Source organism: Exiguobacterium sp. s192, from assembly GCF_018618795.1.
Lineage (GTDB): Bacteria > Bacillota > Bacilli > Exiguobacteriales > Exiguobacteriaceae > Exiguobacterium_A > Exiguobacterium_A undae.
Window position 1 is genome coordinate 501,311 of the sequence record NZ_JACSMS010000001.1, and the last position, 15,286, is coordinate 516,596.

Consider the following 15,286-nt stretch of genomic DNA (forward strand, 5'->3'; position numbering starts at 1 on the left):
TAGGAGGAATCAACATGCCGTTGTACAAAACGTTAACGTTGCTTAAGGCAGCGGAACAAATGCCGCCAGTGCGCTCATTCTTGAAAGATACGTTTTTCCCGGGCGTCGAAACATTCGTCACGGAAGAAGTATTGCTTGATGTTAAAAAAGGAACACAGAAGATGGCACCGTTCGTCGCGCCTCGCGTCGGGGGTGTCACGATCGAACGAGAAGGTTTCCGGACGGACAAATACAAGGCGCCACGCATCGCGCCACAACGCCCGGTGACGATTGATGACATCTCGTCACGTGGATACGGCGAGAACGTCATCAGTACGAAAACGCCAGCTCAACGCCAGTCAGAGATCGTCGCAAAAGATATGCAAGAATTCGATGAGATGATCAGTCGTCGCGAAGAGTGGATGGCAGCACAGATTCTGTTCTATGGAAAAGCGATCCTAAAAGGATACACGGATTCCGATGACAAACGTTTCGTCGAGCAGATGCTCGATTACTCGTTCACGAATAAGGAAGAACTCGTGGGTGCGGAACAATGGGGAGCGGGCGGCGATATCTATTCGCAAATCGAAGAATGGCGTCTTGACCTTATTCAGAAAACAGGTGTTGCGCCGACGATGATGGTGCTGGGTCGTACAGCGATGCAAAAACTACGCAACGACGAAAATATGCGGAAGCTGCTCGACATCCGAAACATGAACTTCGGCGAATTGAAACCGAGTGTTCAAGCAGACGGCACGACGTTCATCGGTCGCCTCGCTGAGTTTGGACTCGACTTGTACACGTATGACGCGTGGTACAAAGATGAACTGGGTGTCATGAAACCATTCGTTCCACAAGATCACGTCCTGATGGGTTCGCCGAACCTTGGGACATTTGTATATGGCGCGGTCACACAATTAGAAGATAAAACGTTCAAAACGTATGAAGGTTCACGTGTCCCGAAAATGTGGGCAGATGAGAATGCAGAAGCGGTCATGATGCGTCTATCGAGTCGTCCGATTCCAAAGCCGACTGACATCGACGCGTGGTTCTCGGCGAAGGTGGTGTAACCATGACGACACTTAAATTTACGACAGGTGTCCGTTTTCAAGGGAAACGATACGCCGTCAATGCAGTGGTCAACGGTTTTTCGAAAGAAGAGACGGAAGTCCTCGTTTCAGGAGGTCTTGCTTTTGTCGTCGGTCTTCCAAGTGAAGCAGAAGTAGAGGATGGTGCGGGTGATTTGGGTAAACCGCCCGTCCCACCAGTGGATGAAGAAGCGCTAGCCAAAGAATTGGACGCGAATTGGACACTAAAAGAACTGAAGACTGACGCACTTCTCCACGGTATTGATCTTGAAAAAGTGCCATCGAAAGAAGCAGCCATCAAGAAGATCATCGAAGAAGGAAAAGCGGATGCTTTCCTTGCGATGCTTGAAGACGAGTAAGGTCTCGTCATGAGTATGTTCAAGGAACAGATCACAGCGGATTTATTCGGTACCTTCTTCAATGCGGAAGAATTCGCAGACGAGGTCATCATCGGTGTCGATACCCTCCCGGTCGTGTTTGATGAATATGCGTTAGAAAAATACAATTTCAAAGCAGATGGTGAGGGGCTTACACGTGGTGAGCTCCTTTTCTATGCACCTAGCGTCCTGTTCACCAAACGTCCGTTCCGTGGACAGCGGTTGCGCATCCAGAACGTCAGCTATTCCATCATCGAACTGAAAGAGTCAGCCGGCGTCTACACGATTGTGCTCGAAGGGATGATGTCATGAGACCGACGATCAATGTCAACGAATCCATCACGGATGATGTCAAACGACGACTGGGCGCATTCGAGAAGAAAGCCCCGCAAGTCGTCGCTTCTGCTTTAAACCGTGCCATGACGAATGTCGCGACGAACATCAGCAAGGAAACGCGGAAGAGTTATCACATCAAAGCGACGGACATCAAGAAGACGATTTCGAAAACACGTGCGACACGCGCCAACATCGATGCCATCGTCGTCAGTCGCGGCAATCTGATTCCACTCGACCGGTTCAAGGTGTCACCGAGAAAGGTATCACCTAATCGGAAAACACCGATCAAGGCAGCCGTCAAGAAAACGGGCGCTAAGAAACTGAAAGGTGCTTTCGTCGCCGACGTGCATGGTATCAAAGTCTTCAAACGGCAAACGGACCGCCGACTTCCGATTGACCGGTTGTTCGGTCCGTCGGTGCCACAGATGCTCGACAACGATGTCAACCGCAGACAGATCAACGTGGAAGGGCGCAATACCTTTTATCGCCGGTTGGATCATGAAATCGACCGCATCTTGAGCAGGGGGTTACAAGAATGATTCCGATTGGTTTACAAACGACGCTGGAATCCCGATTGAAAGACCTGTTCGCTGATAAACGTTTTCCGACGCCGAACGGGACGGATGCAACGATCTCCATTCATAAACAACGCCTACCCGAAAAGATGAGCGAAGAAGATTCACCTTTCCCGTTCATCATCGTCAAGATGATTGAGGGGAGCGGGCAGACGGATGATGTTCAACCGATGTCAAAAATCGGTTTGATCGTCGGCACCTATGATGTGTACGAAGCATCGGGCATCTCGACCAACATCGGATACACCGATTTGGTACGCGTCATGAACGACATCGAAGAGGACTTAATCAAGAAACCAGTCATTGATGGGAAGTACGAATTGGAACTGCCACTGAAATGGCGGATCAACGAAGAGGATACAGATCCTTACTTCATCGGAGTTCTCGAACTAGACTTTGCAACACCAAATCACACAAGAACGGATGTGGAATCTTTACTATGAGTACAAGAAGAGACAAGCAAGTCGACCTTAATCGTACAGCTGATGCAGAGTCGACAGGTGTTCAAGAAGCGCAAGAAGTACAGCAACAACAAGCCATCACGTTGATCTATGTCGGACCGAGCCTGAAGACGTTACAGAAGTATTCCGTCTTCCAGAACGGGCTACCGGCTTACGTGGACGAGCATATCGAAAAATGTCCGGCAATTCGCGGTCTGTTGATCCCGGTCGATCAATTGGCAGCGGCCGAACAATCCGCAAAGGAAATGGGTTCGAAAGAAGCCATCTTATCTCAAACCATTTCAGACTACGCAGGGAGTGAACAATAATGCCTTACGAACACGGAATTAACCTACTGGAAAACCCGACGTCCGTCACACCGCCGATTACGGCAGATTCCAGCATCCAAGTCGTCATCGGTACCGCACCTGTCCATTTGACAGCTGATCCGACGGCAGCCGTCAACAAACCGATCTTGGCGTATACACGCAATGCAGCGGTCGACAAGTTAGGCTACAGCGACAACTTCAGTGCGTTCACATTATGTGAAGCCATCTATGCATCGTTCCAAGTCGCATCTGTCGCGCCGGTCGTGTTCATCAACGTGTTGGACCCAGCGGTTCACAAAGTCAATGTTCCGACGCATCCATTGACGTTGATTTCAGGAAAAGGCGTCGTCAATGTCGATGGCGTATTGCTGAACTCAGTCGTCGTCAAGCAAAACACGACGACACTCGTCAAGAACGTCGATTACATCATCGCCTTCAATAAGGATGGGAAACCTGCCTTAACGCTTCTCAGCACGGTCGTCCCGGCAAATGCGTCCTTGACGTTGTCATTCGACAAATTGGATCCGTCACTCGTCACGAAAACCGACATCATCGGTGGATATGATGCCATTACGAAGAAATATAAGGGTGCGGAATTGATTCGCTCCGTCTACCCGATGTTCAACGTGTTACCTGGATTGATCTTGGCACCGGGTTGGAGTCACATTCCGGAGGTCGGTATCATTCTCGACGCAAAAGCGAAGAGTATCAACGGGACATTCAAGGCGATGGCAGTCTGTGACCTGAACAGCGATACGGTCAAGTCCTATGAAGATGTAGCAGCGTGGAAAGAGACGAACGGTTATACGAGCGAATACACGATCGCTTGTTGGCCAATGGTCAAGATCGGCGACCGGAAACTGCATTTCTCAAGCGTTTACGCGGCGACAATCGCATCGGTCGATGCACGAAACGACTCGGTACCGTTCGAGTCCCCATCCAACGAACGATTCCCGATCACGGCAGCGGTTCGAAAAGATGGGGTCGAAGTCTACCTCGATCAGCTGGAAGCAAACCACTTGAACGGAAATGGTGTCGTCACAGCATTGAACTGGAACGGATGGAAGACATGGGGGAACAATACGGCAGCGTACCCGAACACGACCGATCCGAAAGACCGCTTCATCGCCATCCGTCGTATGTTCAACTGGTGGGGCAACACGTTCATCCTGACGTACTTCCAAAAGGTCGATGACCCGACGAACTACCGTCTCATCGAATCCATCGTCGACAGCGAAAACGTTCGAGCGAACGGATATGTCGCGCGGGGTCAGATTGCCGGAGCGGTCATGGAATTCCGGGAAGAACTGAACCCGGTCACGAACATCCTGAACGGCAAGATCGTCTTCATCCAACGGTTCGCGGCGTTCCCGCCAGCGGAACAAATTACGAACATCTTAGAGTTCGATCCAACGATTTTGACTAACGCATTATTTGGAGGAGGGCAATAATGAGTAATCCAATCCCTGAAAAAATTGTCAATTACAACGTCTATGACGATACGAACAAACTGGTCGCGGTCACGGGAGAAGTCACGTTACCGAACCTCGAACCACTTACGGAAACCGTATCCGGTGCCGGCATCCTGGGGGAATACGACAGCGTGTCTCCCGGGCACTTCGGTCCGATGTCCGTCGAAATCCAATTCCGTGCTTTGCTCGATAAGTCGTTTGATTTACAGCGGAATAAGAACCGGTCCATCGTCCTGCGTGCAGCACAACAGAGTTACGACCTGGCATCCGGTGTCGTATCCTACCGCGGTCTGAAAATCACGCTCAAAGGGCAACCGAAGGGATTGAACCCCGGCAAAATCGGTGTCAACGTCCAAACGGAGACGACAAGTGTCCTCGAAGTCATCTACATGAAGGTTGAACTCAACGGCAAGGTTTTGCTCGAGCTCGACAAGATCAACTTCATCTACAAGCTCAATGGAGAAGATCAGCTGGGCGGCATGAAAAAACTTATCTAAAAAACTTATCTGACAGAGGAGAATGATTTGCGATGAAAGACACTACTGCGTTAGAAACACCAGTCGAAGCAACACAGGAGCCAATCGAGAAAAAGGAAGGCGTCATCATCTTCAAAAAACCGTATGTCTTCGAAGGAACGACCTTCACGCACATTGACTTGTCAGGAATTGATGAGTTAACAGGTGAAGATCTGCTCGAAGCGGACCGCGTCTACTCTGCAGGTGGCAACATGTCACCGATCCCGGAACTTTCGATGGGGTATGCCTTCGCCATTGCAGCGAACGTATTGAAACAGCCGACACAGTTTTTCGACAAACTGCCGGCAAAAGAAGCGATCATCGTCAAGAATACGGTGATCACTTTTTTGAACGCTTAGGCGTCGTCGAAACACAGAACTATCGACACTATATCAAGGTGACCGGGCGGATCGTACGTAAAGTATGCATCCGCCTTTCGTCTGCCTCGCATACGAGCGTCGAGTACTTTTTAAAATTACGTTTGTTCGAGCTGAGTGACTTTGTGACAGACATGAAAGAGGTGAGCAAGGATGGCTAGTCCACGGGTATACGAAATTGCATTCCACTTAGCAGGGCAGGTCAATTCCTCCATGCGCGCTGCTTTCAGCTCTGCGCATCGTCAAATCTCACGCTTGGAGGAAAAAACCGAAGACGCGCGTGACAAGATGGCAAAGATGTCAGTCACGACGTTGAAAGCGGTCAGTGCCGTTTCTGCGATCACGAATGCATTAGGTGGCGTTACTGCCATCACAGCACCCGTCATCGCGGGAGTCGGTGCCGTTGGTGCTTCTTTTGCGGCAGCAGGTGTGGGAGCAGCGGCTTATGGTGTCGTCGCGACCGCCGCGTTGCAAAAGGTATTTGATGCAGCGGACGAAGTGAAAAAAGCAGAAGATAAGATTGCGAGTGCCGATACGGCAGAAGCGCGCAAGAAAGCTCAGCAAGAACTGGCAGCCGTCTATGCGGACATGAGTAAGGCACAAGTCGGGGCACTTAAAAATCTACAAAGTTTTAAGAAGTATTGGAAAGGGTTCGTCGTCAGTTTGGAAGAACCGATCTTCAAAGGATTTGCTACCTCGCTTTCGATTGCGAAAAAAGGATTGGAATTGCTCAAGCCGACGATTCGCAACGTGAGCGGAGCAGTCAATGGATTGCTGAAGGATATGCAAACCAATCTCGGGTCCAAGGACATGAAAAATATTTTCAACTGGATTTCGGAAAGTGCAGCGGGTTCGCTCGTTGCCTTGATGAAGACGATTGGTCATACGACGCAAGGGCTGTTCAGTCTCCTGCAAGCCTTCGCACCGCTCACGGCATCCGTTGAAAGTGGGATGGTCGGAGCGGCGAGAGGCTTTTCGCAATGGGCAGCCAGTCTATCGAAATCAGATGGGTTCAAGACGTTCATCGAATACGCGAAACAAAACACGCCGACGTTCCTGAATCTACTTGGGAATCTAGGCGGTATTTTGGGTGGTGTGATCAAACAGGTCGCACCGTTAGGGCCTGCCGTCTTGGTTGGACTCGATGCCCTCACCGGATTGATCAGTAAAGCGTTGAATGCCGGGATTGCCATCAAGAGTTTTGCCCAAGTCATCCAAGAGATGGTCACGGGATCAACCGAACAGTTTGACTCGCTGCGGTCCCGCGTGACGACCGTCCTGCAAAATATCGCCCCGACGTTCCGGGCACTTGGTCAGCAAGCGATGATTGCATTTCGGGGGATTGCGACGGTCGCAACCCAAGCCTTTATGACCCTGTATACCTTTTGGCAGAATAACGGTCCGATGATTGTCTCTGCCGCATCGAACATCTTCAAAGCGGTCGGTGCGGTCATTGGCGGAGTCATCGGCGTCGTTCGGACCATTTTAACGGTTTTAAAGCCGATTTTTGTTCAAATCGGGACGTTCATCATGAGTATCGCCCGGCAAATCATTTCATTTTGGGCAACGGACGGTGCGCAAATTGTCCAAGCGGTTAAGAATGTGTTTGCCGGAATTTCAAAAATCATCCAATTTTTAGCACCCGTGATTGTTCCGATTTTGATGTCGATTTGGAAAAACGTACAAGGCGTCATACAAGGTGCGATGAACATGATCATGGGGATTGTCCGGATTTTTGCCGGGTTATTCACCGGTGATTTTTCAAAAATGTGGCAAGGTGTCAAGCAGCTCTTTTTCGGAGCCATCCAATTCGTCTGGAATTACGTCAACTTGATGTTCCTCGGTCGAATCATCGGCGGTGTCAAGACGTTTGGTCTTGGCATGGTCAACAGTATCAAGGCGTTGTGGGTCTCGATCAAAGCATCGTTTACCCGCGGCGTCGATGATGCGTATCTGTTGATCGGTGGATGGGGCACGAAAATCGGGCAGGGACTGATCCGTTTGAAAACGACGGCAGTTTCGCATATTTCCAGCATGTGGTCAGGCATCAAATCACTCTTTTCTGCTGGTGTAACTGGCGCGTATAATTTCGTGCTGAGTTTGTTTGTCAAAACGATCACACGCTTCCAAAGTGCCCGTTCGACCATCGTCAGTACTGTACTCCAACTTTGGAATTCAGTGAAAGCGAACTTCTTGTCTGGTGCGAACATGGCATACAGCTATGCCGCGAACCTTGTCATGAAGGCACTTCAGATTTTCAGAAACTTGAAATCGAATGCGGTCAATACAATCATGCAACTTTGGAATTCAGTAAAGTCTTACTTCTTGTCGGGGGCGAATACAGCATACAACTATGCTGCGAATCTCGTAGCGAAGGCGCTCCAAATTTTCGGGAACTTGAAGACGAATACTACCAACACAATCATGCAGCTTTGGAATTCAGTGAAGTCCTACTTCTTGTCTGGTGCGAACACAGCGTACAACTACGCTTCGGCGCTTGTTTCAAAAGCACTTCGAATCTTCGGAAATCTGAAATCAAACGCGACGACGATCATATCAAATCTATGGTCCGCTATTAAATCCGCCTTTTCTTCAGGTGTCACGACGGCGCAAAATTTCGTGACAAATATGGGTTCAAAGATTGCGAGCGGCTTCCGCAACGCAAAAGATTCAGCGGTCGCGATCGCTAAATCGATGTGGAGTGGTGTCAAAAAGATTTTTGATGACATCGTCTCCGGAGCACGTGCCTTACCAGGGAAAATGGGTGAAGGAATCCGTAACATGGCGAGTAAAGCACAATCTGGCATCACGTCACTCGGCAACAAATTGCTAAAAGGAATCGGAAAAGTAGTCAATGGCGTCATCAAAGGTCTGAACTGGGCACTTGGAAAAGTCGGCGTGGATATCACGCTCGAACAATGGCCGGTTCCTCAGTACGCCAGAGGAACGAAAGGACACCCTGGTGGTCCAGCCATCCTCGGTGACGGACGAGGCACAAATGCAGGTCCGGAACTGTACCGTACGCCGAGCGGCTTCGTCGGGATGAGTCCAGCGCGAGATACGCTGATGAACTTACCGAAAGGGACGCAAGTCATCAATGCCCGAGATACGCGGATGTTGATGGAACGGTACAACATACCGGCCTATAAAAACGGTACAGTGACGGATGCGCTGAAAACAGCGGGCAGTTACGTCAAAGAAAAAGCGACGACGGCAAAAGATTACGCAATGGACAAGGCTGGAAAAGCGAAGGACATTGCGTTTGATGTCTACGATTACGTTTCGAATCCATCGAAGTTGCTATCAAAAGCGTTAGAAGTCTTCGGTGTCGGGCTACCGGACTTACCGAAGAATTTACGTTCCATCACAAGCGGTGCCTTCTCGATGATCAAAAAGCATGCGACGACGTACCTCAAAGGGAAGTTACCGGACATGTCCGGATCTAGTCTCGGTGCGAAGTTCAACGGACAAGGTGCCGAAATGGCGAAGAAAGCCATCTCGCAAGCCTTGATGATGACGAATAAACCACTTAGCTTACTAGGACCGATGATGACGATTGCACAAAAGGAATCCGGATTTAATCCAAATGCAATCAATGACTGGGATATCAACGCACAGCGTGGTGACCCGTCTGTCGGACTCTTCCAAGTCATCAACTCGACGTTCCAACGCTGGAAGTACCCGGGACACAACAACCGGAGAAATCCGCTCGACTCCGCACTGGCTGCAATCCGCTATATGGACGGTCGGTACGGTGGCATCATGAACCATCCGGGTATCCGGAGCATGATAGGTGGAGGTGCCTACTTGCCATATAAAAACGGCGGCATCATCAATCGCCCTCACATGGGGCTCGTCGGGGAAGATGGCCCAGAAGCCATCATCCCATTGTCCCCAAGCAAACGCGGACGAGCAGCACACCTGCTGACGACGATTGGGTCACGACTCGGTATGACGCAAGAACGGACGGTCAATCCGCTCCGGAACTTGTTCACGACAGATTCGAATCAATCCTCGCAGGCATCAACCAGTTCGACTGCTCAATTCGTCTATTCGCCTGTCTATCACATTAAAGGCAATGTCGATGAAGAGATGCTCAGACGGATCGATGAAGAGAAGGAAGCAGATTTAGAAGCAAAATTCATGCGTTGGTTACGGCAACATGAATCAGATCGGAACCGGACACGGTTTGCATAAGGAGGTGCAGGGATGAAAACTTATATCACGCAGTCGGGCGATACCTTTGATCGAATCGCCCTACGCGAACTTGGAAGTGAATATTTGTTCCCGGAGATTGTAGCGAGTAATCCGCGGCATCGTCTGACCCTCATTTTTTCCGCGGGTATGTCGTTGCAAATTCCGGAACCGCCGCAAGAAATGATTTACACCGACGAACCGGAATGGCTTGAAGGGGATGGCGACTCAGAAATGACAGAACTTCCGCTCGGGGTAGGTGCATACGGATGAGTGGCGTCGGTAGAAGAATTCGCCCCGATGTCATCTATGACAACGTGAACGTCACGACCGAGATTGAAGACTTCATCGAGACGTTATCGTTTCGCGATAACCTCTCGGGGGAGTCCGATAGTCTCAGCTTGACACTCAGCGATCGGGAAGGGCGCTGGAACAACCAATGGCGTCCGAAAAAAGGTTCGGTCTTAAAGGCATCCCTGCTCGTCTCGACAGGATGGGATGACCCGAAAGCGAAATCCCGCTTCCTTGGTATCTTTGAGATTGACGAGCTGGGAATCAGTGGACCACCGATGACATCGAATGTCCGCGGTCTGTCTGTCCCTGAAAGTTCTTCCTTACGCAAATCCGGCAAATCACGTGCGTGGGAAAAAAGCAGCTTAAAAGCAGTAGCGGGTGCCATCGCTAAAGTGAACGGAATGTCGCTCTACTTTTCAGCGGACGAAAACCCTTCGTATGACCGGATTGACCAAGAAGGACAAACTGATCTGGCCTTTCTGATGAAGCTATGCGGAGATGCCGGTCTGTCTTTGAAGGTCGCAAATAAAAAAATCATCATCTTGGACGAAGAACGTCTTGAAAAAGGAACAAGCGTCATGACCATCTCACGCAAGGATAAGGCGATGAAGTCGTACAGTGGCAAAGATGCCTTGACGACGATGTACCGCTCCTGTTCCGTCAAATACACGGATCCGAAAAAGAAGAAGACGTATCGATATGTCTTCACACCGTCCAAGGCACCCGCGACATCACGCGTTCTGTACATCAACGAAGAAGTGAAGTCCTCAGCGGCAGCGGCGACGCTCGCCCGGAAGAAACTTCGCGAAGCCAACAAGGACGCCATGACCTTTTCTGTCGTATTGGCAGGATTTTTGAATGTGTTCGCCGGCCAAGTGGTGACACTAAAAGAATTCGGATCCTTCGATGGACGATACCTCGTCACATCGATGTCCGCGAGCGTCAGCAAGGGAACGGATACATCACTCGAATTACGCAAATGTTTGGAGGGATATTGATGCGTCTGTTGGATCACGGCTATGTCACGGCCATCTATCCGGATCGTGCGACGGTCCGCGTCAAATTCGAAGACAAAGGGTCTGACGATATCGTGTCGCGTGAACTGTCGATGCTCGTCCGAGGGGTTCAGAAAGATAAAGACATCTGGTACCCGGACATCGGTGAGCTCGTCTTATGCGCCTTTTTAGAAGGGACATCCAAGCGAGGGTACGTGCTCGGAAGTGCCTATAACGATGAAGATTTACCGCCGACGGACGTGAAGACGAAACGTCATCTTCAGTTCAAGGATGGTTCATACGTCGAATATGATGAGAAAACGAAGAAGATGACGATCAACCTGCATCCGGATGGAGAACTGGTCGTCAATGGGACGATCAAGGCAGACGCCTTCGTCACGAAATGAGTAAAAAGGGGGAATCCGGATGCGGATTGGAAGTTTTGCCGGTGTCGTGTTCGAGGTCTCTTCCAAGAAAGCGTTGACCTTCGACGACCTGTCACGGTCCAGTAGTGCAAGGTGGGCCGTACATGACATCAATCTTCAAAAGCCGCTCCCTGAATTTGTGGGGGCAGGACAAGAAAGTGTCAGTTTTAAGGTGCTGCTGAAAGGGACGCATGGTGTCAATCCGGAATCGACGATGAAGACGTTACGTGCTTTCCGGGATGCCGGCAAGTATTCCTCGTTGATCATCGGTAGCAAGCCAGTCACGAGCGGCTATTTCTATTTAGAAGACATCCAGGAGACGCATCGGAATATCGACAACAGAGGCGTGTCCCATACGATTGAAGCGACGTTGACCTTGAAAGAATACCCGAAGAACAAACCGATTCGGAACAAACCGAAAAAGAAACCACCTGCGAAAAAACCGTCTACGAAATCGACGACAGGTACCGCGACGGTGAAGGTCGGAATGTTGAACTGTCGGGTCAGTCCGAACTTGAATGCGCGAATCGTCCGCGTCCTGCGGAAAGGATATTCTTTCAAGGTGTACAAGATCGTATCAGGCAGCGGCATCAAATGGTATTACCTTGGGAACGGTCAGTATGTTTCTGCCGTCTCGACGTATACCAACTTTAAAAAATCTTGATTCGAAGGAGGGAAGGCATGGACACATACAGCGTATCGTCATCCGTGGATGGAGCCATCGATTATGGCGCGACGGGCGTCTTCGCCACGTTGCAAAGTATCGCGTTTCTTTTATCCACGCTCGTCGATTCTTGTCCATTACACCGCGAATTCGGATTAGATCCACCAATCGACGATCCGACGTCGTATGCAAGGGCATCACTATCGGCACAGATTATCGAAAAAATTGAACGGTCGATTCCTGAAGTGGATGTGGTCGACGTTCTGATTGAAGACCAGCCATTAGAAGGTAAGTTATCCGCGACGGTAAAGGTGGTGATTACAAATGACAGCGAGATTTAACCTGCCGGAAATCGAATACATCTCGAGTGACGTCGAGGAATTAGAAAATTTAGGTGTCTCGACGTTCGAAGGACTGATTGGAACGACACTGAACGAAGCGGACCCGCGGCGAAAGTTATTGCAATCGGTCGCGTTTGTCGCGTCAATGCTAGCGAATAACATCGATTTCACCGGCAAGCAGACCCGTCTGACGTATGCCCAGGGCGATTACTTGGATCACATCGGTTCTGAACGTGAAGTACCGCGTCTCGAAGCGCAACCAGCAGAAGCCACATTCCGGTTCGAAGTGACGAATACGACGCCGTTCACGATTTTTCAAGGCTTCTTGATTGGTGCAGGTGAAACACGGTTCGAGACCAAAGCAGATACATTCGTCCCGGCGAACATTGGACAGATTGACATCATCGGACGTTGCGTCGAAAGTGGCGTCATCGGTAACGGCTATCTGCCCGGGCAAATCAATCAACTGATCGAACCGATCCCGCATGTCGCTGCCGTCTCCAACATGACCGAAAGTTTTGGTGGGACCGACCGGGAAGAAGACGACCCGTATGCGGAACGCATCTGGTTGTCACCAGAAGGTTTCTCGACGGCGGGACCGGAACTCGCCTATGTCTATCATGCGAAGTCCGCTCACCAAGGCATCATCGATGTCGCACCCGTCACACCGTCACCCGGGCGTGTCGTCTTGTACGTCTTGATGGAACAAGGAGCACTGCCGTCGCCGGAAGTCTTACAGAAGGTCAGTGAGACGTGTAATGATAAATCGATTCGGCCATTGACGGACTTCGTCACGGTAGCCGCTGCCGAACGCGTTCTATACGATTTGACGGTGTCCTACTATTTACCGGAAAGCGCACGTGCGTTGCAATCGTACTACCAACAACAGGTGACGGATGCGATTCGTGATTATCATCTCTGGCAACGTTCCAAGATGGGCCGAGGCGTCGACCCCGGTGAACTCTATTCACGCATTCAACAGGCAGGCGCGAAACGGGTCATCGTCGAACCGAACCAGTTCATCTCATTAGGGAAACATCAAGTGGCGTTCGAACGCACCATCAACGTCACGTTTGGAGGGTTTGTCAGTGATTGACCTACAAGCCTTTTCACTCAATGACATCCTGCCGGCATCGATCAAAAACAACGAGGAAAACCGGGCATTGGCAGAAGCTATCACACTGATGCTGCAGCAAGTATTCGAAGAGACGTCCATCCTGGATCCACGGATGCCACTGGCCGAACGATTGTTGGACATCGTCGCCAAAGAAAACCACGTCGATTATTACGACGAAACGCTGTCGCCGGATCAAAAACGTCAACTGATTCGGAATTCATGGCGAATCCATCGCCGGAAGGGGACGGTCGCTGCCATCGAAGAAGTGGTATCGATTCTCTTGGATCGTGCCCAGGTCGTCGAATGGTTCGATTATGACGGAGAACCCTACTTCTTCAAGATTGAGATTGACGGACCGTTACGAAGCGAGAAAGACCTGCCAGTTGTCTTCCGTGCAGTCAACGCCAATAAGCGATTCAGTTCCCGTCTCGAAGCCATTTGGTTCAAGCGTGGCGAGGGCATTTATTACCGTGTCATCTATAAAAACAGCAAGATTCATATTCATCCGGTCATCGCGGTCCGGTCTGGGATTCAGATGCCCGGGCGGTCGACCCTCGTTTTATCACGTGCCATCAGCTCATACAAAAACGGGACCGGTGCGATTCGAATCAGCGGGAGCATCTTCTCCGGTGAAAAAGAAAACCAAATCAACGTCGGTCGGAAAAACGACACGACGTTATTTGTCGTGGAAGAAAGCATCATGGGGACGGCATCCGTTCCTCAGGTCGCGAACGAACTCCTAAACGGATTCACCGGAACGGCGACCAAAGAAGAATTAGAATGGCAGTCCGTCCAGCAAGCAGGGACGGCGAGTCCACCGAAGACGTCCTATCAGGCAAGCAATGAGGGTGTGCAGGAAGATACGTTGAACCGTACACAAAGTACCTATCAAGGCGGCACATCCAAATTGCCATTCTCAGGCGTCACGTTTACATCGAAAGGAGAAAACGGATGAGTATCCTTCAACCGATCGCAGTCAGCGATCTGGCCAAGACGATTGATGCCAACTGTGTATCGGCAGACTATACGATCGGCGCGACGACCTATACAGCAAAAGTTCGCCGGTCTATCGTCTCCGGCGATACGGTGATCAAACATGTCTACTTGACGACGCGATCACCGATTGGATTGGTATCGCGTGTCCGGCTGTACAACGCGTCCGGGCAAGTTTACGCACAGATTAACCCGAACGTGCAGCACGAAGCCCTCAAGGGACGATTATTCGAGTTTAAATTCAAATTGGAGGTGACATAAACCATGTCGCAAATTCACCGCAGTCGTCTTTACGAACCAACCGAATGGGAAGACCGGGTACTGGATGACCAGAATGGTTCCGTCCTTGTACAAGGGACTCCGATTGATGAAGAAAACATGAACAACTTAGAAGCGGGTGTGTTGATTGGTCATTATGACATCGGTCTCCTTGCGATGCTCGCGATGCAAGTCGCCACGTCGAACGAATTCGAATTGCAAAAGCTGAAAAAGCAGAAGTTTTTACAAGGGAAAGCGACGATCACGAATGCAACGACGGACAACGGCTATTATCGCTCGGCCGACCCATTCGTCATGGTCGCGCTGACCGGCTTCCCACAAGCCAACGCACCGGATTATGAAGTCCTCGTGACGCCGAATGACCCCGCAGATGCTGGGACGTTGAGCGTTATCGAAAAGACACAGAATGGGTTCAAGGTCATGTCGACCAGTACGTCGAAGACCATCTCCTTTACCTGGACCTTGCTCAACCCACAAATCTCATAATTGATTGGAG

Annotated in this window: 19 protein-coding genes; all 19 read left to right on the top strand. The window is 50.4% G+C overall.

Features of this window, described 5'->3' with window-relative positions; genetic code table 11:
- Window positions 1-14: 14 nt before the first annotated feature.
- The 19 genes from KNP87_RS02565 (at window position 15) to KNP87_RS02655 (ending at window position 15,276) form a co-directional block, all read left to right on the top strand.
- Window positions 15-1,049 (top strand): major capsid protein, encoded by a 1,035-nt coding sequence (locus tag KNP87_RS02565; RefSeq protein ID WP_214720718.1) that lies wholly within the window; start codon window positions 15-17, stop codon window positions 1,047-1,049.
- Between the two features lie 2 nt (window positions 1,050-1,051).
- A complete protein-coding gene (locus KNP87_RS02570; RefSeq protein WP_214720719.1) occupies window positions 1,052-1,426 on the top strand; it encodes a hypothetical protein in 375 nt (124 codons plus the stop codon).
- 9 nt (window positions 1,427-1,435) lie between these two features.
- Window positions 1,436-1,756, top strand: coding sequence for a hypothetical protein (locus KNP87_RS02575; protein WP_214720720.1), 321 nt, complete (start codon window positions 1,436-1,438; stop codon window positions 1,754-1,756).
- The gene (locus KNP87_RS02580; RefSeq protein WP_214720721.1) at window positions 1,753-2,319 is read left to right on the top strand and encodes a phage tail protein; all 567 of its coding nucleotides are present in this window, start codon (window positions 1,753-1,755) and stop codon (window positions 2,317-2,319) included. Before KNP87_RS02575 ends, KNP87_RS02580 begins: the two co-directional genes overlap by 4 nt.
- Window positions 2,316-2,798, top strand: a complete 483-nt coding sequence (locus KNP87_RS02585) for a hypothetical protein (protein WP_214720722.1) — start codon at window positions 2,316-2,318, stop codon at window positions 2,796-2,798. The genes KNP87_RS02580 and KNP87_RS02585 overlap by 4 nt, the downstream gene beginning before the upstream one ends.
- Window positions 2,795-3,124: a hypothetical protein gene (locus KNP87_RS02590; RefSeq protein WP_214720723.1), complete on the top strand. Its 330-nt coding sequence runs from the start codon at window positions 2,795-2,797 to the stop codon at window positions 3,122-3,124. Before KNP87_RS02585 ends, KNP87_RS02590 begins: the two co-directional genes overlap by 4 nt.
- Window positions 3,124-4,575: a phage tail sheath family protein gene (locus KNP87_RS02595; protein WP_214720724.1), complete on the top strand. Its 1,452-nt coding sequence runs from the start codon at window positions 3,124-3,126 to the stop codon at window positions 4,573-4,575. Before KNP87_RS02590 ends, KNP87_RS02595 begins: the two co-directional genes overlap by 1 nt.
- Window positions 4,575-5,093: a phage major tail tube protein gene (locus tag KNP87_RS02600; RefSeq protein ID WP_214720725.1), complete on the top strand. Its 519-nt coding sequence runs from the start codon at window positions 4,575-4,577 to the stop codon at window positions 5,091-5,093. Before KNP87_RS02595 ends, KNP87_RS02600 begins: the two co-directional genes overlap by 1 nt.
- Before the next feature lie 32 nt (window positions 5,094-5,125).
- Entirely contained in the window at window positions 5,126-5,470 is a 345-nt protein-coding gene (locus KNP87_RS02605) for a hypothetical protein (protein ID WP_214720726.1), read from the top strand.
- Between the two features lie 171 nt (window positions 5,471-5,641).
- Window positions 5,642-9,685, top strand: a complete 4,044-nt coding sequence (locus KNP87_RS02610) for a transglycosylase SLT domain-containing protein (protein ID WP_214720727.1) — start codon at window positions 5,642-5,644, stop codon at window positions 9,683-9,685.
- 12 nt (window positions 9,686-9,697) lie between these two features.
- Entirely contained in the window at window positions 9,698-9,955 is a 258-nt protein-coding gene (locus tag KNP87_RS02615) for a tail protein X (RefSeq protein WP_214720728.1), read from the top strand.
- Complete coding sequence (locus KNP87_RS02620; RefSeq protein ID WP_214720729.1) at window positions 9,952-10,974, top strand: phage late control D family protein; 1,023 nt, start codon at window positions 9,952-9,954, stop codon at window positions 10,972-10,974. Before KNP87_RS02615 ends, KNP87_RS02620 begins: the two co-directional genes overlap by 4 nt.
- Window positions 10,974-11,378, top strand: coding sequence for a phage baseplate assembly protein V (locus KNP87_RS02625; protein ID WP_214720730.1), 405 nt, complete (start codon window positions 10,974-10,976; stop codon window positions 11,376-11,378). Before KNP87_RS02620 ends, KNP87_RS02625 begins: the two co-directional genes overlap by 1 nt.
- A gap of 19 nt (window positions 11,379-11,397) precedes the next feature.
- A complete protein-coding gene (locus KNP87_RS02630; RefSeq protein WP_214720731.1) occupies window positions 11,398-12,060 on the top strand; it encodes a phage tail protein in 663 nt (220 codons plus the stop codon).
- Between the two features lie 17 nt (window positions 12,061-12,077).
- Complete coding sequence (locus KNP87_RS02635) at window positions 12,078-12,401, top strand: GPW/gp25 family protein (protein ID WP_214720732.1); 324 nt, start codon at window positions 12,078-12,080, stop codon at window positions 12,399-12,401.
- Window positions 12,385-13,497, top strand: coding sequence for a baseplate assembly protein (locus KNP87_RS02640; RefSeq protein WP_214720733.1), 1,113 nt, complete (start codon window positions 12,385-12,387; stop codon window positions 13,495-13,497). The genes KNP87_RS02635 and KNP87_RS02640 overlap by 17 nt, the downstream gene beginning before the upstream one ends.
- A complete protein-coding gene (locus KNP87_RS02645; RefSeq protein WP_214720734.1) occupies window positions 13,490-14,473 on the top strand; it encodes a phage tail protein I in 984 nt (327 codons plus the stop codon). The genes KNP87_RS02640 and KNP87_RS02645 overlap by 8 nt, the downstream gene beginning before the upstream one ends.
- Window positions 14,470-14,772, top strand: a complete 303-nt coding sequence (locus KNP87_RS02650; protein WP_214720735.1) for a hemolysin — start codon at window positions 14,470-14,472, stop codon at window positions 14,770-14,772. Before KNP87_RS02645 ends, KNP87_RS02650 begins: the two co-directional genes overlap by 4 nt.
- A 3-nt stretch (window positions 14,773-14,775) precedes the next feature.
- Entirely contained in the window at window positions 14,776-15,276 is a 501-nt protein-coding gene (locus tag KNP87_RS02655; protein ID WP_214720736.1) for a signal transduction protein, read from the top strand.
- Window positions 15,277-15,286 lie beyond the last annotated feature (10 nt).